The organism is Pseudomonas rubra (genome assembly GCF_028656935.1).
GTDB classification, from domain to species: Bacteria; Pseudomonadota; Gammaproteobacteria; order Pseudomonadales; family Pseudomonadaceae; genus Aquipseudomonas; species Aquipseudomonas rubra.
Genome location: NZ_JAMDGZ010000017.1, coordinates 59,732 through 79,024 on the forward strand (window position 1 = coordinate 59,732; position 19,293 = coordinate 79,024).

17 protein-coding genes and 1 riboswitch are annotated in these 19,293 nt (G+C 62.2%); of the genes, 10 read left to right on the forward strand and 7 right to left on the reverse strand.

Annotated elements, in window-relative coordinates; all coding sequences use genetic code 11:
- Nucleotides 1-40: 40 nt before the first annotated feature.
- A complete protein-coding gene (ispA, locus tag M5G17_RS08705; protein WP_273892521.1) occupies nt 41-928 on the reverse strand; it encodes a (2E,6E)-farnesyl diphosphate synthase in 888 nt (295 codons plus the stop codon).
- Nucleotides 925-1,167: an exodeoxyribonuclease VII small subunit gene (locus tag M5G17_RS08710; protein ID WP_038998542.1), complete on the reverse strand. Its 243-nt coding sequence runs from the start codon at nt 1,165-1,167 to the stop codon at nt 925-927. Before M5G17_RS08710 ends, ispA begins: the two co-directional genes overlap by 4 nt.
- A 243-nt stretch (nt 1,168-1,410) precedes the next feature.
- Between M5G17_RS08710 and M5G17_RS08715 the strand changes: the two genes are divergently transcribed.
- Genes M5G17_RS08715 through M5G17_RS08725 form a run of 3 tightly spaced genes read left to right on the forward strand, consistent with a single transcriptional unit; the run spans nt 1,411 to nt 5,136 of the window.
- Nucleotides 1,411-2,814: an MBOAT family O-acyltransferase gene (locus M5G17_RS08715; RefSeq protein WP_273892522.1), complete on the forward strand. Its 1,404-nt coding sequence runs from the start codon at nt 1,411-1,413 to the stop codon at nt 2,812-2,814.
- A gap of 13 nt (nt 2,815-2,827) precedes the next feature.
- Complete coding sequence (locus M5G17_RS08720; protein WP_273892524.1) at nt 2,828-3,931, forward strand: SGNH/GDSL hydrolase family protein; 1,104 nt, start codon at nt 2,828-2,830, stop codon at nt 3,929-3,931.
- Nucleotides 3,931-5,136, forward strand: a complete 1,206-nt coding sequence (locus M5G17_RS08725; protein ID WP_273892525.1) for an SGNH/GDSL hydrolase family protein — start codon at nt 3,931-3,933, stop codon at nt 5,134-5,136. The genes M5G17_RS08720 and M5G17_RS08725 overlap by 1 nt, the downstream gene beginning before the upstream one ends.
- A 211-nt stretch (nt 5,137-5,347) precedes the next feature.
- Here M5G17_RS08725 and ribB read toward each other — a convergent pair whose 3' ends face one another.
- The 3 genes from ribB to rtcR form a co-directional block, all read right to left on the reverse strand.
- Nucleotides 5,348-6,001, reverse strand: coding sequence for a 3,4-dihydroxy-2-butanone-4-phosphate synthase (ribB, locus tag M5G17_RS08730; RefSeq protein ID WP_273892526.1), 654 nt, complete (start codon nt 5,999-6,001; stop codon nt 5,348-5,350).
- A gap of 79 nt (nt 6,002-6,080) precedes the next feature.
- Nucleotides 6,081-6,224, reverse strand: a riboswitch (FMN riboswitch).
- 66 nt (nt 6,225-6,290) lie between these two features.
- Nucleotides 6,291-7,379 (reverse strand): alpha/beta hydrolase, encoded by a 1,089-nt coding sequence (locus M5G17_RS08735; protein ID WP_273892527.1) that lies wholly within the window; start codon nt 7,377-7,379, stop codon nt 6,291-6,293.
- A 70-nt stretch (nt 7,380-7,449) separates the two neighbouring features.
- Nucleotides 7,450-9,042 (reverse strand): RNA repair transcriptional activator RtcR, encoded by a 1,593-nt coding sequence (gene rtcR, locus M5G17_RS08740; protein ID WP_273892528.1) that lies wholly within the window; start codon nt 9,040-9,042, stop codon nt 7,450-7,452.
- Nucleotides 9,043-9,639: 597 nt separating this feature from the next.
- Between rtcR and M5G17_RS08745 the strand changes: the two genes are divergently transcribed.
- From M5G17_RS08745 to M5G17_RS08755, 3 genes are read left to right on the forward strand one after another with little or no spacing between them, the layout of a single operon-like run.
- Entirely contained in the window at nt 9,640-10,785 is a 1,146-nt protein-coding gene (locus M5G17_RS08745; protein WP_273892529.1) for a slipin family protein, read from the forward strand.
- A gap of 53 nt (nt 10,786-10,838) precedes the next feature.
- Nucleotides 10,839-12,044: an RtcB family protein gene (locus M5G17_RS08750; protein ID WP_273892530.1), complete on the forward strand. Its 1,206-nt coding sequence runs from the start codon at nt 10,839-10,841 to the stop codon at nt 12,042-12,044.
- A gap of 13 nt (nt 12,045-12,057) precedes the next feature.
- A complete protein-coding gene (locus M5G17_RS08755; protein ID WP_273892531.1) occupies nt 12,058-12,819 on the forward strand; it encodes a nucleotidyltransferase domain-containing protein in 762 nt (253 codons plus the stop codon).
- Here the strand turns inward: M5G17_RS08755 and M5G17_RS08760 are convergent.
- Nucleotides 12,787-13,680 carry a DMT family transporter gene (locus M5G17_RS08760; RefSeq protein ID WP_273892532.1) on the reverse strand — a complete coding sequence of 298 codons (894 nt, stop codon included), beginning with the start codon at nt 13,678-13,680 and terminating at the stop codon, nt 12,787-12,789. The two genes, M5G17_RS08755 and M5G17_RS08760, sit on opposite strands and share 33 nt — an antisense overlap.
- 97 nt (nt 13,681-13,777) lie before the next feature.
- Here M5G17_RS08760 and M5G17_RS08765 point away from each other — a divergent pair, with 97 nt between their 5' ends.
- Complete coding sequence (locus M5G17_RS08765) at nt 13,778-14,665, forward strand: LysR family transcriptional regulator (protein WP_273892533.1); 888 nt, start codon at nt 13,778-13,780, stop codon at nt 14,663-14,665.
- Here M5G17_RS08765 and M5G17_RS08770 read toward each other — a convergent pair.
- Nucleotides 14,646-15,260 (reverse strand): glutathione S-transferase family protein, encoded by a 615-nt coding sequence (locus tag M5G17_RS08770; protein ID WP_273892534.1) that lies wholly within the window; start codon nt 15,258-15,260, stop codon nt 14,646-14,648. The two genes, M5G17_RS08765 and M5G17_RS08770, sit on opposite strands and share 20 nt — an antisense overlap.
- A gap of 161 nt (nt 15,261-15,421) precedes the next feature.
- Between M5G17_RS08770 and M5G17_RS08775 the strand changes: the two genes are divergently transcribed.
- The 3 genes from M5G17_RS08775 to M5G17_RS08785 all read left to right on the forward strand — a co-directional run bounded on the left by M5G17_RS08775 (nt 15,422) and on the right by M5G17_RS08785 (nt 19,274).
- Nucleotides 15,422-15,955 (forward strand): RNA polymerase sigma factor, encoded by a 534-nt coding sequence (locus tag M5G17_RS08775; protein ID WP_273892535.1) that lies wholly within the window; start codon nt 15,422-15,424, stop codon nt 15,953-15,955.
- Nucleotides 15,952-16,782, forward strand: coding sequence for a FecR family protein (locus M5G17_RS08780; RefSeq protein ID WP_273892536.1), 831 nt, complete (start codon nt 15,952-15,954; stop codon nt 16,780-16,782). The genes M5G17_RS08775 and M5G17_RS08780 overlap by 4 nt, the downstream gene beginning before the upstream one ends.
- 92 nt (nt 16,783-16,874) lie before the next feature.
- Nucleotides 16,875-19,274 carry a TonB-dependent siderophore receptor gene (locus M5G17_RS08785; protein WP_273892537.1) on the forward strand — a complete coding sequence of 800 codons (2,400 nt, stop codon included), beginning with the start codon at nt 16,875-16,877 and terminating at the stop codon, nt 19,272-19,274.
- The last annotated feature ends 19 nt before the right edge of the window (nt 19,275-19,293 follow it).

Consider the following 19,293-nt stretch of genomic DNA (forward strand, 5'->3'; position numbering starts at 1 on the left):
CCTATCGCCGGCAAGGCCGGCTCCCACAGGCCCGCGTTGCTTAGTTGCGCCGTTCAACGATATAACGCGCCAATTCGCGCAACGGCTCGGCCGCCGCGTCAAACGGACGCAGGGCATGCAGGGCATGGTCGCGCAGCTCCAGGGCATAGGCCTTGGCTGCATCGAGGCCGAGCAGGGCCGGGTAAGTCGGTTTGTCGCGGGCGATGTCGGCGCCCTGGCGCTTGCCCAGCGTGGCGGTATCGCTCTCGACATCGAGGATGTCGTCCTGAACCTGGAAGGCCAGGCCGATGGCCTGTGCGTATGTCTGCAACGCCTTGAGCTGGATCTGGTCGGCGCGGGCGCTGGCCAGGGCGCCAAGTTTGACGCTGGCCTCGATCAGCGCGCCGGTCTTGTGCCGGTGCATGAACTCCAGTGCCGTCTGGTCGAGCTTGAGGCCCACCGAGCCAAGGTCGATGGCCTGGCCGCCCACCATACCGGCCGGGCCCGCCGCCATGGCCAGGGCCTGAACCATGGCCAGGCGGATGCTGTCTTGCTGCGGGCTCAACTGCGGGTCGAGCAGGGCGCTGAAGGCCAGGCTCTGCAGGCCGTCGCCAGCGAGGATTGCGCAGGCTTCATCAAACGCTTTGTGGGTGGTTGGCAGGCCGCGACGCAGGTCGTCATCGTCCATGGCCGGCAGGTCGTCATGTACAAGGGAATACGCGTGAATCAGCTCGACCGCGCAGGCCGCGCCGTTGGCCTGTTCCGGCGCTGCGCCAAGGGCTTGGCAGGCAGCGTAGGCGAGCAAAGGACGAACCCGTTTGCCGCCGTTCATCACGCTGTAGCGCATGGCCTCGTACAGGCGGGTGAGCTCAACCGACGGCGCGACGAACAATTGCTCGAGGGCGGCATCGACCCGTGCCTGGCAGTTGGCCTGGTAGGCGGCGATCATTCTGGCTGGTCTGCGTCGAAAGGTTCGGCGGCCAATTCACCATCGCGTTCCAGCAGCACCTGAACCTTCTGTTCGGCCTGGGCCAGGGCGCTCTGGCAGTCGCGGGTCAGGCTGATGCCCTGTTCGAAGGCGGTCAGCGAGTCTTCCAGCGACAGCTCGCCGTTCTCCAGGCGCTCGACCAGGACCTGCAGGTCGGCGAGGGATTGCTCGAAATCAATGGAGGCTTTTTTTCGGGCCATGGCGGCTGTCTCGGTGGCGTTATAAACGGCGCGACACTAGCAGAGCGGGGCGGGGGGAGCAAATCGCCAGGGGTGGTCTTTCGTCGCATTCTGTTGCACAAAGCCTGATGACGAAGTCTTGATTTTTCTACAGGGCTCGCATTGTGAGGGCTTATGGCTCTCTGCCATAATCGCGCCCGCTTTACCCCGTGAGTTTCTGGCGGTGAAGCCTCCTATTTCTGTTGTCACGTAATGGACTACGTTGTGAGCTTCCTTTCGATCGAGTTCGGCCTCTGCTTCACACTGTTTTTCATCGTCTATTGGAGCGTGTGCTGGAGCGTTCGCCTGCAGAACGTCCTGCTGCTGGCGGCCAGTTACGGTCTGGTGGCCAGTTTCAGCTTCAACTCCCTGTATATCCTGCTCGGCTATAGCGCCCTGGTGTACCTGCTCGGCCTGGTCGGTGAGCGTTATCCCGGCCGACGCTTCAGCTACTTGCTGGTATTGCTGCTGGTACTGGGCTGCTTCTACCTGTTCAAGTACCAGGAGTTCTTTGTCGGCGGCGTGCAGGGCGCCCTGGCCAGCGCCGGGCTCGACGTTTCCTTGCCGGTGCTCGAAGTGCTAGTGCCGATCGGCCTGTCGTTCTACGCCTTTCATTCGGTCAGCTACCTGGTGTCGATCAACCGCCGCGAGATGCCCTCGGCATCGCCGTTCGACCTGGCCCTGTACCTGGCGTTCTTCCCCAGTCTGATTGCCGGCCCGGTCAATCGCGCCAAGCACATGCTGCCGCAGATTTGCTCGAGTGATATTCGCCAAGTACTGGAGCCGCAACGTGCGCTGGGCTTGATCGCCCTGGCGGTGGTCAAGCTGTTCTTCTGCAGCGCCTGGCTGGCCAGCCAATGGGTCGACCCGGTGTTCGAGACGCCGGGCAGCTATTCGCCCGAGCAGATCCTGCTCAGCGTGTATGGCTACAGCTTCCTGATCTATTTCAACTTCAGTGGCTACACCAATCTGGTCACCGGTATTGCCTTGCTGTTGGGCTTTCGACTGCCTGACAACTTCAATGCCCCCTATGCTGCGCACAACCTCAAGGAATTCTGGGGCCGCTGGCATATCAGCCTGTCGCTGTTCATTCGCGACTATGTCTACATTCCTCTGGGCGGCAACCGCCAGGGTGTATGGCGCGGCAACCTGAATATGCTGTTGGCGATGCTGGTTTCCGGCTTGTGGCACGGGGCGAGCATCAACTTCATCATCTGGGGTGCGCTGCACGGTATTGGCCTGGCGCTGTACAAGGCTTCGACCTACATCCTGCCGCAACCGATGCGCTGGCCGGGTGCCGGTTTGGCGGCGCGCTTGCTGACGTTCCACTACGTGGCCTTTGCCTGGATCTTCTTTCGTAGCGCCAGTTTCGATGAAGCCATGGACATGCTCGCCGGTATTAAAGGTTTGAGCCTCGATGGATTGCTCTCCAGTACCGGTCTGCTATTGCTGGTTAGCGTGCTGTATGTCGCGGTCTATCCGCAGTTGCTGGTGATGTTGCGCACGTTCTTTGCCACCACCACGCGCTTGCCCTGGCAGTTGTATCCGATACCCCTGGGGCTGTTCGTTTCCTTGGTCATTTTTGCTTCGCAATCGGGCGTGCCGGGGTTCATCTATGCAAGCTTCTAATGCCGGTCGGCTGATGTCCTCGCAGAGGGGCGCCGCCAAGGCCCTATACGCCATTGTCGTGACCACACTGCTGTTGTTCTGGCTGAACCAGGATTCGATCAGCCTCTATTGCCAGCAGAAGTACCACCAGAGCTGCGAGCTGCCGGTAGTTGGGCAGAGCCCGGCCTGGCGCCTTGGGGGCAATCTCACCCACGCCCTGGGCGATGCCCGTGACCGTTTTATCGACAACCTGGAACAACGCGACGAGCCGGTAATGCTGGCCAAGGTTGAGGCCAGCAACACAGTCGAATTGCCGGCGCCGATGCCGGTGGTACCGGTCCACCTGGACAAACCGCCGGTTGCCGCGCAACTCCCTGTGAGCACACCGGTTGTTGCCAAGGTTGCGAGCGCACCGCTTGCCGCACCCGTGCCGGCACCTGCTCCGCAGGTTGTCCAGGTGCCTGGGGCAGCGGGCACGGTGGTGTCACTGGCGGAAGGTGACGAAGTGTTCCTGGTCGGCGATTCGTTGATGCAGGGTGTGGCCCCGCACCTGGCCAACAGCCTGCGCAAGCGTTACCAGATCAAGAGCGTCAACCTCAGCAAGCAAAGTACCGGTCTTGCTTATCCTGGGTTCTTCAACTGGCCGCAGACTGTGGCCAAGACCCTGGAAAGCGAGCCGAACATCCGCCTGATGGTGATCTTCCTCGGCCCCAACGACCCCTGGGACATGCCGCAAGGCAAGGGCAAGCCGTTCCTGCGCTTCAAGTCGCCGGAGTGGGAGGTGACCTATCGCCAGCGTATCGATTCGATTCTCGATCAGGCCCGTGCGCACAATGTGCAGGTGATCTGGGTCGGGCCGCCGAACATGCAAAAGCCCAAGTTGTCGACGGCCATGGCGTACCTGAGCGGGCTGTACGAGCAGCAGACCGGCTTGTATCAGCAGCATTACGTCTCAGCGAACCCGGTGCTCGGTTACAACGACGATAGCTTCTCCTATACCTTGCAGAGCAGCCAGGGCAAACGGATCAAGACCCGGGTCGATGACGGCATCCATTTCACCCCCACCGGACAGAAGCTGATCTCGGAACGGATTCTCTCGATGATCGCCTTTCCCGGCCTCACAGTAACGGGACACTGATGCGTCGACTGCACAACATTCTGGGATTGACCCTGCTGATCTGCGCGCTGCCGGGCTGTAGTCCGGTGGCGGCGGTCAATGCCACGGCCAAACCCGTCAATTCGGCAGCCAAGGCCCCGGCCAAGCGTGTCGATGGCAACCTGGCGGTATTGGCGGGCAAGTTTCGCAATGCCAACCGCGCGCCGGTAAACATCATCCAGTTCGGCGATTCGCACACCGCCGCCGACCTCTTCAGTGGCGAGATGCGCCGCCTGCTGCAAGCGCGTTACGGCGACGGCGGTATCGGCCTGGTTGCCGCCTCGCCGGTGCCGGGCACGCGCTATGAGCAGGTCATCCTGAAAACCGCCAAGCGTCAGTGGGAGCTGGTGTCGGCGCGCAATCAGCAGAGCACCCAGTTCCCCCTCGGTGGTTACCTGTCAGTGCCAAAGGCGGCTAACCCCAGCGTGCGCATCGAGGCCCGCGAGCCCACCGCGCAGCGTTATCGGGTCCAGGCCCTGTATCAGGCGCGGGAAAACAGCACCCTGGTGCTGCGCGACGGGCGCGGGCGCAACCAGCGCATGCTGGCGGCAACCGCGGGGCAATGGCGCTTCGGGCCGCAGGTCGGCAACCTTGGCCTGCCGCTGGACCTGACCCTCAACAGTCGGCCCGGGACGCTGCTGGGTGGCTGGTACATCCAGAACCAGAAGAATGCCGGGGTGATCTATTCGGCGTTGGGCATCAACGGTGCGCGTCTGGAGGTGCAGGACAAATGGCAGGCCGGCTGGCAGGACAACCTCAAGACCCTGCGCCCGGACCTGGTGATCCTGGCCTACGGCACCAACGAAGCCTTCGATGACACCCTTGACCTCAGCCTCTACCAGACGCAACTGCGCAATACCCTCAAGCGCCTGCGCAAGGACTTGCCGCAGGCGGTGATACTGCTGGTCGGCCCGCCGGATTCGATCAAGCAGCGCAAGGCTCGCAGTTGTGCGGCACGCCAGCCGCAGCAACTGGCCCAGGTGATCCGCATCCAGCGGCAGGCGGCCAAGCAGGCCAACGCACTGTTCTGGGACTGGCAGGCGTACATGGGCGGGCAGTGTTCGATTGACGGCTGGCAAGCGTCGGGCCTGGCCCGAGGGGATCTGGTGCACCTGAGTGCCGACGGCTACAAAAAGAGCGCAGTCGGCCTGCACGACTTTTTGCGCAGCCAGTTGGGCTTGCAGTAAGGCAGAAAAAATCAGGGGTGGGGACGACTTCGGGTTGGCTTGCGGCGTCCCATGAAGTCGTCTTCCCACCCCCTAACAGAGGCAAATCCGGGTGCATGTGACTGCACCCGCTCAGCACGATGCGACTGCCTTGAATCAGCCGCGATTCAGTCCTCTGCAATGACCTTAGTAGCTGTCTACCAGACTGTAAATTTTCTCGAACAGAAAATTTTCAGGCGCTTTCCAGCGCCGGGCTCATGGCGGCGACCTGACGGTAGCGGGCCAGCTCGTCGATGGTCAGTACCGGCAGCGAATATTGTTTGGCATAAACTGCCACCTGCTCGCCACGGGCCATGCTGCCGTCGGGGTTCATCAGCTCGCAAAGTACGGCTGCCGGGCGCAGGCCGGCCAGGCGGGCAAGGTCCACCGAGCCTTCGGTGTGGCCGCGGCGGGTCAGTACGCCACCATCGCGCGAGCGCAGCGGGAAGACGTGGCCAGGGCTGACAATGCGCATGTCATCGCCGGTCGAATCGAGGGCTGCGAGAATGGTGGTGATGCGGTCCTGGGCCGAAACGCCGGTGGACACGCCTTCAGCCGCTTCGATGGTGACGGTGAAGCCGGTGCCATGGCGGGCGCGGTTGTTCGGCACCATGGGTACCAGCGACAGCTCGTCGACCGTGGCTTCATCCAGGCACAGGCAGACGATGCCGCTGCAATCGCGGATCATCATGGCCATGGTCTGCAGGCTGATGTTTTCGGCGGCGGCGATGATATCCGCCTCGTCCTCGCGATCATCGTCATCGAGCAACAGCACGGGTTTACCGGCCTTGTAGGCATCGACGGCGGCAGCGACGTTAGGGAATTGCTTGCGGTGCAAAGGGGACATGAAACGCTCCTCGTAAGAGATCGATGAACGTTTCAGGGCGAACAAAATGCGTGCGCCAGGGCGCCTGATGGCCCTGACTTGACGCCTTCTTTCATCCGGACTATGACCGTCGGCTCTGGAGTCTCACCAGATCTGCTGACCCTCGGCCAAAGGCCGAGGCGCTCGCGGGCTCATCTTTCGATTTACCGCCGGTGGGGACTTGCACCCCGCCCTGAAGACCCTGCAAGCATACAGCAGAGTGCCAGTATGTTTGCAAGCCCCAGGGCTACGACCAAAGTCTGGTGTGGGCTCAGAGGCCCAGGGCGTAGTCCAGGTAGCCTGGGTAGACCTTGCGCCAGTCGTCCTGGAAGGTGTGGCCTTCAGGATGTTCGTGGCTCTGCACCTGGTTGTTGCCGGTGAAGGCTTTTTCGGTGGAGGCCGTCAGTTGCAGGTTGCTTTCATGCTCCTGGGCGCCATGGACCACGACCAGGCGCTTGTCCTTGGCCTTTTGCACGGTGAACGGGATCTTGAAGCCGCCTGGCGACAGCAGCACGGCGCCGCTGTAGTTCTGCGGGTACTGGGCGATCAAGTGGGCGGCGTGTTCGGCGCCTTGCGAGAAGCCGATCAAGGCGACTTTCGAGCGGTTGATGCGGGTGTCTTTTTCCAGTTTTTTCAGGGCTGCCGCCACCGCTTGCTCGGTTGGTTCGACCGATTGGCGTTGCCACATGAACTGATGGTTGTCGCGCTTGAGGGTGCCGTTCAGGGCCACCAGCACGGCCTTTTCGCCGACCAGGTCAGCGCGCATGTTGGTGCCGTTGACGCCTTCGGTGCCGAAGCCGGCCAGCCACACCACCACCGGCCAACCGCCTGCCGGGGCCTTGCCCTGAGGAATGCTGAACGCAGCAAGGCCGGCATCCTTGGCTTGGCTTGGGTAGTTCTTTTCTGCGGCTTGCAGCAGCTTCTGGTAGGCCGGGTCTTTTTGCATCGGCTCCAGTTCGTCGTCCTCCTTGAGGATCACGGTTTGCCAGAAACCGCGCTCACGCGCCTCGTCGAGGTATTGCGCGGCCAGTTCCGGGCTGTCCATGGCCGACAGTGCGGCAGCGGCCTGGTAGGCGGCGAAGGCGTTCTTCGGGTCCAGGCGTGCGGCGGTCAGGTAAAAGGCCAGGGCACCGGCATAGTTGTCGTGCTCGCTTTTTTCCTTGTCGCCGGCATCCATGAATTCGGCCGGGGTGGCGTCATTGAGGTACAGGTTGGCCATGGCGGCCATGCCTTGCCAGCGGCCCTTGTGCAGGGCCTGGTCACTGGCTTCGTCGGCGTAGGCAGTGGTGGCAGCGAGGCTGAGGCCGGCCAGCAGGCCGAAGGAGCAGAGGTGCAGGCGGGTAGCTGTCAGCAATGACATGGCCGAGAGTCCTTTTTCGGTAGGGCTCGGCCAGGTGCGGCCGAAGAGGGCGCGGATTTTAGCACCCCGATCAGCCCTTGAGTTGATTCCACTCCAGGCCAAAACGCGCCAGGTATTTGCGCAGGCGATCGGCGTCGTTGGGCTTTTCTTTTTCCAGGCGCGACACATCGAACAACTGGCGTCCGGCCTCGGACAGTGTACGGGCGTTGCGGCAAGCAATGAGCACAGCGTGCAGTTGCAGGCGATCGAACTGATCCAGCGGCTTGTCGCCCATCAGTGCGTCGAGCGGATCCGCGGATTGTGCCACGCCCCAGGCGAGCTGCAGGCGGTCGATTTCTTCCAGCACCAGGGTTTCGTCGATGCGCCCGCTGTCGGCCAGGGTGGCCATGCGCGTGATTGACGCCGACAGCTCGCGGAAGTTGCCGGCCCAGCGTGCTTGCGGCGAGTTGGCAAAGGCCAGGTAGCGGCGCTTGGCTTCGAGGTTGAAGCGTACCTGGCGGTTCTGCTCGCGGGCGTGACGCTGCAGTTCGAAATCGATGTTCGGCTCGATGTCTTCGCGGCGCCCGGCCAGCCCCGGCAGTTCGAAGGTCCAGAGGTTGATGCGCGCATACAGGTCTTCACGAAACAAGCCTTCGGCAACCCGGCTGCGCAGGTCGCGGTGGGTGCCGGCGATCAGCTGGAAGTCGCTCGCCACCTCCTGGTCCGAACCCAGCGGGAAGAAGCGTTTCTCTTCGATGGCCTTGAGCAGCATGGCCTGCTCGTCGCTACCCAGTTCGCCAATTTCATCGAGGAACAACATGCCGCCATCAGCCGCGCGCAGCAGGCCCTCACGGGCGTTCTGGGCGCCGGTGAAGGCGCCTTTGCTATGACCGAACAAGGCCGACATGGCGCCGTCACCGCGCAGGGTGGCGCAGTTCACCTCGACAAAGCGTCCCTCCAGTTGATGGCGGCCGCGCTTGAGTTCGTAGATGCGCCGGGCCAGGAAGGACTTGCCCGCACCGGTGGGGCCGACCAGCAGCATCGGTGCCCGTGAGCGCAGGGCCACGCGCTCGATCTGCTCGATGGAACGGTTGAAGGCGGCGTTGCGGGTGGCGATACCAGCTTTGAGGAAGTTCAGGCTGTCGGCCTGCTCGCGTTGAAAGCGCGAGGTGATGTGATCGTAGCGCGACAGGTCCAGGTCGATCAGCGTGCTGCTGCCGGCCGGGTCGGCCGTGTCTTGCTTGCCGCGCGCTGGCGAGGTCTGGATCAGCCGCGCCGGCAGGTAGCGCGCCTCGGTGAGCAGGAACCAGCAGATCTGCGCGACGTGGGTGCCGGTGGTGATGTGCACCAGATAGTCCTCGTGCTCGGTGTCGAAGGGGTAGCTGCTGGCGAAATCGTGGAGCGCGCCGTAGACCTCCTCGAAGTCCCAGGGGTTGCGCAGGATCATGGGCTGCAGGCGCACCTCGGTGTGCGGCGAGATGCTCTGGATGTCCTCGCGGATGCGCTCGGCCAGGCCCAGGTCGCGGGCGCTGCTGCCATGAATCAGCTCCAGGCGGTCGATTGGCGTGTGCGCCTGCTGGCACAGGCTGATGGTCGGCCGCCAACGCTGCCAGCGCGCCGCGCCTTTGCCGTTGCGATCAAGGGTGGTGCCGAGAAAGCCGATGGCGACGCTGCGCTTGTTCATGTCTGTTTAGCTCAAAAGATAAGTACGTATCCCATGGTATATAAAAATGTTGTTGGTTGTGAGGTGGTGAAAAATGAAAATCCACAACATGAAAAATAAAAACCTTATAAATCAACAAGATAAAAATTAATTCAGTGCTGTTCGGAAAACCTGGCACGGCCCTCGCAATATCTTTCTCGACCGCATCGCCAAGCTGGCCAACGGGACGGGGTTTATGTCTCCGCCGGTGCACGAGCCCACCCCTGGTGTAGGTGTCGTGCATGCCGCCGCCGCAACGAGCAGTCGATAGCGTGGCTCCTCACGGAGACGCTGGTCTCGAGGCCTGACTCGAACCTTACATACCCTCCAAGGTATCTCGAATGTTGTACCCGCCGGTGGGGCGTAGCCAGGAAGGTGCGCAAGGTGCGCAAGGCGCGCACACGCTCACCGCTGATTTACCCGGCTTGTCGGCCGGGCCCGGAGCAAGGCAGTTGCCGGACCGCAGGACGCGGTCAATGGACAGGACGTCCCGGCAACCGACTCCTCCGGGCCACGCCCGCAGCGCTCGGTATTTTGGCAACACCGGCACCAAGGACTTAATTGCACAGGATGATCAAGATGAAACTGTTGAAACGCTTTATCGTGAAAAAGAACGAACGCGGCCTGCTGTTCTGTGAAGGCGACTTTGTGTCGATCCTCGAACCTGGCGTGCACAAGCGTTTCGACCTGCAAAACCGGCTGACGGTAGAAACCTTCAGCCTCAATACTTCGCTGTTCGAACATCGCTTGGCAGGCTACTTGCGCCAGAGCGAGCCGGCCCTGGTCGAGCAGTATTTCGAGCGCATGGACCTGGCAGAAAACGAAGCCGGCCTGCGTTGTGAAGATGGCGCCCTGGTCGAGTTGCTGGCCCCGGGCAGCCGCCAGCTGTACTGGAAGGGCCAGAGCGCGCAGACCTTGCCGCGCATCGACCTGAGCCAGACCTATCGCCTGGACGGCGCCCTGGTGGCCCAGCTTAACCAGCCGAAGCTGCGCGGCCGCAACCTGGCCGGGCTGGAGGCGGTGTTGCTGGCGGCGGTGCCGGCCTTCCATGTCGGTGTGTTGAAGGTCGATGGTGTGGTGGAAGAGTTGCTCGGCGCCGGGCAGTACGGCTTCTGGCGCTTCAACCGTCAGGTCAGCGTCGAGATGGTCGATATGCGTATCCAGGCCATGGAAATCAGCGGGCAGGAAATCCTCACCCGCGACAAGGTCAGCCTGCGCCTGAACCTTGCGGCCAACTGGCGCTACAGCGATGTGCTCGGTGCGTTCGCGCAGTTGAGCAAGCCGTTGGAGCATTTGTACCGTGAGGTGCAGTTCGGCCTGCGGGCGGCGGTGGGTACCCGCACCCTTGATGAGCTGCTGGAGAACAAGCAGTTGATCGACGACTCGGTGAGCCAGTACCTGCAGGAGAAACTCGCCGGCAGCGGCATCGAAGTCAGCGGCCTGGGGGTGCGCGACATCATCCTCCCAGGCGAGATGAAAGCCTTGCTGGCGCAAGTGGTGGAGGCGGAGAAAGCGGCGCAAGCCAACGTCATCCGCCGCCGTGAAGAAACCTCGGCGACCCGCTCGCTGCTCAACACGGCGAAGGTCATGGAAGACAACCCGACGGCCCTGCGCCTGAAGGAGTTGGAAACCCTGGAGCGGGTGGCCGAGCGCATCGACCGGATATCGGTGTTCGGCGGCCTGGATCAGGTGTTGAATGGACTGGTCAGCATCAAGGCCGGATGAGGTTTGCCGGGCTCAAGCAGCCCGGCAGCAACAGCTAAAATGGAAGTGCGAACATGAACATACTCGAAGTGGCCGGCGGCAAGCCGATCAAGCTCTGGACCGACGGCGTCCCGGTGGATGACGGCGCCCGCGAACAACTGCTGAACACGGCGAAGATGCCGTTCATCTTCAAGCACCTGGCAGTGATGCCCGATGTGCACCTGGGCAAGGGCTCGACCATTGGCAGCGTGATCCCGACCCTGGGTGCGATCATCCCGGCGGCGGTGGGTGTCGATATCGGCTGCGGCATGATTGCCGCGCGTACCTCGCTGAACGCCAGCGACCTGCCGGATAACCTGCACGGCCTGCGTTCGGCGATCGAAAAGGCCGTGCCCCACGGCAAGACCTTCGGCCGTCGCGACCAGGGCGCCTGGGACAGCGTGCCGACCTTGGCCGACCATGCCTGGAGCGACCTGGCGGCGCGTTTCAAGGCGATCACCGACAAGTACCCCAAGCTTGAGAAAACCAATAACCGCCAGCACCTGGGCACCCTTGGCGGCGGCAACCATTTCATCGAGGTCTGCCTGGATGAAGCCAACCGCGTCTGGTTCATGTTGCACAGCGGCTCACGCGGGGTCGGCAACGCCATCGGCAACCTGTTCATCGAACTGGCCCAGGCCGACATGCGCCAGCACATCGCCAACCTGCCGGACCGCAACCTGGCCTATTTCGAAGAAGGCAGCCGGCACTTTGCCGACTACGTCGAAGCGGTGGAGTGGGCTCAGGACTTCGCCCGACAGAACCGTGCGTTGATGATGCACGCGGTGATCGCCGCGACGCGCAAAGTGCTCGGCAAACCTTTCGAGGCCAACCTCGAAGCGGTCAACTGCCATCACAATTATGTGCAGCGCGAGCATCACTTTGGCCACGACGTGCTGGTCACCCGCAAGGGCGCGGTGTCGGCACAGAAGGGCGAGTTGGGGATCATTCCCGGCTCCATGGGGGCGAAAAGTTTCATCGTCCGTGGCCTGGGCAACGAAGAGGCGTTCTGCTCCTGCAGCCATGGCGCCGGGCGGGTCATGAGCCGCACCCGGGCCAAGCAGGCGTTCACCGTCGAGGATCAGCAGCGCGCCACCGCCCATGTCGAATGCCGCAAGGACAAAGACGTGATCGACGAGATCCCCATGGCCTACAAGGACATCGACGCGGTGATGCAAGCCCAGCGCGAGCTGGTGGAAGTGGTGCACACCCTGCGTCAGGTGGTGTGCGTAAAGGGATAGGAAGGGATACACCATGAACAAGGAAGAACGTCACCCATTGCCCGGCGCCATGCGCGAGTGGGTGCTTGATGAGTTGCGCCGGGTTGAGCGCGAGCACGACGTCACCGTGCTCTACGCCTGCGAGTCCGGCAGCCGCGCCTGGGGCTTCGCCTCCACCGACAGTGACTACGACGTGCGTTTCATCTATGTCCCGCGCCAGGACTGGTACCTGCGTGTTGACGAGCCGCGCGACGTGATCGAACGGCCGCTGACCGACGAGCTGGACATCAGCGGCTGGGAACTGCGCAAGACCCTGAAGCTGCTGCGCAACTCCAACCCGACCCTGCTCGAGTGGCTCGGCTCGCCGCTGGTGTACCGCGCCGAGCCCGGTGCGGTGGAGTCGCTGCGGGCGCTGGCGCTGAGCTTCTACAGTGCCCGGGCGGCGCGGCACCACTATCTGTCGATGGCGAAAAAAAACCACCGCGACTTCCTCCAGGGCGTGCAGGTGCGCTTCAAGAAGTACCTCTACGTGCTGCGCTCGCTGTTGGCCGTGCGTTGGATCGACCAGGGCCTGGGCATGCCGCCGACCGCCTTTGCCGATCTGCTGGAGGGCACCTTGAGCGAGCCACAGATGCTCGCCGAAATCGATGAACTGTTGCGCATCAAGCGCCAGGCCGTCGAGGCCGACTATGGGCCGCGGCGGGTGCTGTTGCAGCAGTTCATCGATAGCGAATTGCGGCGTGCCGAAACTTCGCCGACCTTGTCAAACCTTCAAGTGAACAGCGCTACGCCTTGATGGCGCATTCAATTCCAGCACACTGATCAACACCACCACAGCCCCGGCTATCACCGGCAGCGCAGGCTGCTCACCCAGCAGAAAAGCTGCGATCAGCATGGCGCAGGGTGGGATCAGGTACAGCGCCATGGTTGCCCGGCTGACCTCTGTGTGGCTGAGCACATAAGCCCATCCCAGGTAGGCCAGGGCGCTGGGGAAAATACCCAACATCAGCACGGCCAGGTTTGCTTGCAGTGGCGCGGCGCTCACGGCGCCGGCCAGGCCCGGCAGATACACCAGCAACAATGCCGTGCCGGCCCAGAGGGTGTAGCAGACCATGGTCAAGCCGTCGTAACGATGGCCGTGAAGCTTTTGCAGGGTGAAATAGATACTCCACGACAGCGCGGCCAGTAGCACCAGCAGGCCATGGGCGTTCAACCCTGCTACCGCGCTATCGGCGGCAACGACCATGGCCGCACCGAGCATGCCCAGCACCAGGCAGCCCCAGTGCCGGGCGCTGATCTTCTGCCGCAGGATAAAACAGGCAATCAATACACTGAACAAGGGCGTGGACTGCGCCAGCACACTGGACGCCCCTGCACTGATCCCGCGTTGGCCGAAGTTAATCGCCACATGGTGCACAAACACCGCGAAAAACCCGAGCAGCAGCAACAGTGGCAGGTCCTTGAGCCGCGGCAGGCTGATCCCTCGCCACACCGCGACAATCGCCATGAACAGCGACGCCACGATAAACCGCGCCAGGGCCAGATGACCTGGCTCGTAACCTTGCAGGGCGATATGGATGCCGGTGGGTGAATAGGCCCAGCACGCCACCACAAACAGAGTCGCGAGGACGATTTTCAGAGGTTGGGCGTGTGGCATTGAGCGTCGCTCCAGAGGCGGGGAGCTTCAGTATCAGAAAGGCCTATGCTCACCACAATCGACTTATACTGAGCTGAATATTCACTCTGGGTGATGTATGGAGCTGATGCAGATTCGCATGTTCAAAACGGTTTGCGACACCGGCAGCATCGCCCGTGCGGCCGAGGTGTTGCACTACGTGCCGTCGAACATCACCGCCCGGATCAAGGCGCTGGAAGAGGAACTGGGCGTAGCGTTGTTCTTTCGCCAAGGGCGGGGCTTGAAGATCAGCCCGGCGGGAGAAACCTTCCTTGAGTACGCCAGCAAGATGCTCGCCCTGGCCGAAGAATCCAAGGCTGCCTTGAGCCCGCAGGCGCTGCCCAGTGGGCGCTTGCGCATCGGCGCCATCGAGTCCTCGGCCAGTGGCCGGCTTCCGCGATTGCTGGCTGCATACCATGCGCGCTTCCCACAGGTTTCGCTGGAACTGAGCACGGGCACCTGGTCACAGCTGCTCGATGACGTGCTCAATCATCGGCTCGATGGAGCAATCGTCGCGGTCGACGTCGAGCGGCCACTGCTCAAGCGTACGCCCATGTACCAGGAAGACTTGCTGCTGATCGCCCCCGAGTCCCTGGGGCCGATTCGCAGCGCCGCAGACCTGCAGGGCAAGGCCATCTTCATGTGGCCGGAAGGTTGCCCCTATCGTGCGGCATTGGAGCACTGGTTGCTTGAACACGGGCAGAAACTGCCGATGGTCGGCATTGCCAGCTATGGCGCCATCGTCAGTTGCGTCAGTGCTGGCGCCGGGGTGTCGCTGGTGCCCAGGGGCATCTTCGAGCAATACCGCAAAGGCGCCGGCTGGACCGGTCATGAGTTCGCTGAACTCAAGGCCATCAGCAACGTTTTCTACTGGCATGCCCAGGCAGGAAGGCATCCGGCAAGGGACGCCTTTGTGCAGATGCTGCGCGAGGGCTTGGCGAAAGACGTTACGCGATCGGGTACTTGAGCATTGCCGAATGCGTTTCGATTTTCTCTGCCAAACGCTGCACGTGGGGATAGTCACTGGCCGCAACTGCCTCGGCGCGTACGTACCGGGTGAAAGACCACGCCACTGCCGTGCTGATTTCTGCCTGGCTCAAGGGCAGGCTGGGGTACTTCGTTGGCTGTTCGGCAAGCAAACTGTCGAGTTGCGTATAGGCGGCCCGCAACTGCCCGGTCACCCGCTCCAGCCAAGGCGCATGCAATTTTTCCTGTGGGCGCAGGTTGAGTTCGTAGTGGATCTGTACCGACTTCTCACAGGCCGCCAGTGCCAGGCCGATCACCTGCAAATCGCTGGTGCGGGCCAGCGGGTCTTGCGGCAGGAGCTTTTTGGCAGGCGCGGCCAAGGCTTCGAAGTAATCCAGAATCAGCGTCGAATCCATCAGCACCGTGCCGTCGTCCAGCACCAGGCTGGGCGCCTTGACCACAGGGTTGATTGCGGCGAACTCGGTGAAATTGCGAAACACCGACAGTGGCTGGTGCTCGAAGCTGATGCCGTACAGCTCCAGCGATACCGCGACGCGGCGGACGTAGGGGGAGTCGAGCATGCCGATCAGTTTCATGAGGCCTCCAGTGAGGACAAGTAACGGATAGGTAAAAGTAGATGACGCTTGGCAGGATTGGCGTGGCGGTGTGAACGACAGGCTATTTTTCACCGCCTCCTAGCCACGAGAAACGATACGTATATAATGCGACTCAATCTCATTTGATTGCAGTGGATGCAATGACCAGAGTGCCCCCAAGCGCAGAACTGATTGGTGCGCTGGCTCTACATTACGACGATCTTGTCGAGTACATTCGCCGTCGTTTTCAGGGAAATCAGTTTGCGCGGGACGTGGTTCATGACGTCTGCGTCCAGGTACTGGAAAAACCGCCGAAGCAGAGCATCAGGCTGCCTTTGGCCTTTCTGCGTCGTGCGTCCTTCAACAAGGCCATCGACCGCAGCCGCGCAGACACTACCCGCAATACCTATTTCGAACTGTCCGCCGAGGTGCCCGATGGGTACGTGCATGACGTCGATGGGGCCTGCGCACTGAGCTTCGAGCAGCAGCTGGACGCGCTGCTGGCAATTATCGAGGCATTGCCGGCTCGGGCGCGTCAGGTTTTTCTGCTGCACCGCATCCACGACATGCCGCGCCAGGAAATAGCCCGTGAACTGGGCATTACGCTGAACATGGTAGGCAAGCATCTGTCGCGCGCAATGGTCACCATCGCGCACGATTGGGAGCCGGCACGGCGAGCACTGGCGGGACGATGAAGCGCCGCAACAGTCAGTCCAGCGACCCGCTGGAGCCCTTTGAACAGGCGCTCAAGGCGCGTGTGCCTTCGCGCAGTGAATTGCTCGCCGAAGCCAAGGCACTCACTGCACGCCAGCGCAAGGGCAAGCAGGTATTGGTGGGCGGTCTTTCTGTGCTCGCGCTGAGCCTAGGCCTGTGGGCGGCCGACCCGGCATGGCATAGCGAAGCGTTGCACACGGCGGTCGGGCAGCGCGACACCGTACGATTGGCTGACGGCACCCGTGTCATGCTCAACAGCGCCACGACCCTGCGGGTGGAAACGCGCCTGCGCAGTCGCCAGGTCGAGCTTGTGCAGGGGGAGGCCAGCTTTACCGTGGTGCATGGGCCAAAACCTTTCACTGTGCGCAGCCAGGGTGTCGCTGTGCGAGACATCGGCACCGTCTTCAACGTGCGCAGCGACGCACGTGGCGTCCAGGTTACCGTGCTCGAAGGTGCCGTGGCGGTCTCCAGCTCGACCTCGGCGGAGCAATACCTGGAGGCTGGCCAGCAAATAAGTGCTACGGGTTCGAGCCGGGGCGCGGTGCACACTGTGGCAGCAGATCGCGCCATCGCCTGGCAGCACGGCAAGCTCAGTTTCGACGGCACGCCCTTGCAGGATGTGCTGGTCGATCTTCAGCGCTACCGTGCGGCACCGGTTCGCCTGGGCGACCCACGCCTGGCGGGCTTGAGGGTTTCTGGCGAGTTCGACAGTGCGGCGGTGGAGTCGTTGATCGATATGCTGCCGTCCATCTTGCCGGTGCAACTAAGTCGCCAGCCCGATGGCGGGGTAGTGGTCAACGCACGCTGAGCAAAAAATAGTTCAAAGCCGACGTCACCCTTTCAGGTGTGCCATCCGCCTATCCCTGTGAACGTCATTCGATCGTGTCACTGGGGAGTTCAATGGACACTAACGTACCCTCGCGCCGCTTCGGCCTCGCGCGTTTTTCGCTGCTGGCGAGCAGCTTGATGCTCGCCTCCACCCTGCATGCCCAGCAGGTGCGCTATCCGTTGGCGCTGCCCTCGCAGCCGCTGGATCAGGCGCTCAATACGCTGGCGCGGCAGACCGGCACGCGTATCCTGTTTGCCACGGATACAGCCTCGGGATTGCAGGCACCGGCGCTCAATGGCGAACTGAGTGTTCAGCAGGCCTTGGGTCAACTGCTGCGAGGGACGAAGTTGCGGTTGCAGAAAACCGCAGACGGCAGCTACCTGGTGGCCGCGCCGCAGCAGGATGGCGTGCTGGAGGTGGATTCGATCCAGGTGCAGGGCACGGCACTGGGCGAAGTCACCGAGCACAGCGGCTCCTACACCACCGGCAGCATGAGCGTGGGCACCAAGCTTGCGTCCTCGCTGCGTGAGACACCGCAGTCGGTCACGGTGGTCAGCCGTCAACGCATGGACGACCAGAATCTGCAAAAACTGGAAGACATCGCCACCTACACGCCGGGCCTGACCCTGCGCAAGACCGGCGGCGAGCGTCCGGAGTTCTACTCCCGGGGCGCGGCCATCGACAACATCATGATCGACGGCCTGCCCGTGGCCTACGACAGTGATACCCTCGGCACCTCGACGCTAGCGATGTACGACCGTGTGGAAGTGGTGCGTGGCGCCTCCGGTCTGATGGTTGGTGCAGGTAACCCCTCCGGTACCCTCAACCTGGTGCGCAAGCGTCCAACCGTGACGCCGCAGTTGGCGTTGACCGGCAGTGCGGGGCGCTGGGACGACTACCGGGGTGAAGTCGACGTGAGCGGCAAGTTGAACGATAGCGGTGCCCTGCGCGGTCGCTTCGTAGGTGCCTACCAGGATCGCAACAGTTTCGTGGACGCCTATGGCAACCAGCGGCAGCTGTTCTACGGCATCGGTGAGTATGATCTGGACGATGCCACCACCCTTACATTTGGCGGCTGGTACAACCGTGAGGACAACCCCGGCGCTGACTGGAACGGCCTGCCTACACGCCCCGACGGCAGCTTCTTCGACTTCCCTCGCTCCGCGCGCACGGCACCAGACTGGACCTACTGGAACAAGAAAAACCACAGCGTTTTCGCCGAGGTCGAACACCGCCTCGACAATGGTTGGAAGTTCCGTCTGAACACGACCTGGTTGCGTGGCGACATGGACATGCTCGGTGGCAGTTTCTACACCGACGAAAACAATGCCTACCACCTGAACATTGGGCGTTACACCTACCAACATACCCAGAAGAGTGTCGATACCTACGCCACCGGACCTTTTAGCCTGTTCGGCGCCACCCACGAACTGGTCGTCGGCGCCAGTTGGCGGCGCGACGAAACCAACGATGGTCCCGGTGGCCCTGGCATTGGCTCGGATGTGATTGTCGATCCGCAGAACTTCGACCCCAAGGCGTATCCCAAGCCCGCCATCGACAACAACTGGTCACGTGATGGACACGAGGAGCAATCAAGCACCTACGCCACGGTGCGATTCAACCTGCGCGACGATCTGCGACTGATTCTTGGCTCGCGTCTGGACTGGTACGAGTATGAGCAGCTCACCCATTCCGGTGAATACAGCTTCGGGGATGACTTCAAAGCCACCCGGGAAATTACCCCCTACGCCGGCGTGATCTACGATCTGGATGACACTTATTCGGTCTACGCCAGCTGGACGCGTATCTTCAAACCCCAGGCGGCTCAAGGCACCAACGGCAGCCTGCTGGACCCGGTAACCGGCACCAACTATGAAGCTGGCATCAAGGGCGAGTATTTCGGCGGCGCGCTCAACGCCAGTGCGGCCGTGTTCCAGTTGGTACAGGAGAACCTCGCCAAATCGCTGCCGTCCGCGCAATGTGCACCTGGAGTAAGCGCTTGCTACGAGGCCAGTGGTGAAGTGCGTACGCGCGGTGTGGAACTGGAAGTGGGGGGTGAGCTAGCGCCGGGTTGGCAGATGTCTACTGGCTACACCTATGCGGCGGCGGAGTACTCCAAACCCAGCGACTCGGCCGAGAAGGGCGAGCGCTTCGACAGCCAGACGCCCTATAACCTGTACAAGGTTTTCACTTCCTATCGTCTTCCCGGCGAGCTGGAACGCTGGACGGTTGGCGGCGGCTTTCGCACCCAGAGCCGCACCTACACCAGCTTTGGTGTGAAGCAAGGGGGGGACAGCGTCAGCGACTTCATGCTTGCCTACCAGCCGTCAGCGCAGTGGAAGCTGCAGGCCAACCTGAACAATGCCTTCGACAAACGCTACTACCAGAACATCAGCAACAGCTGGGGGGCGAACAGCTTCGGCGATCCGCGCAATCTGATGTTTACAGTGCGTTACAGCCCGGATTTTTAAGGCCGTTTGAGTCGCGCTC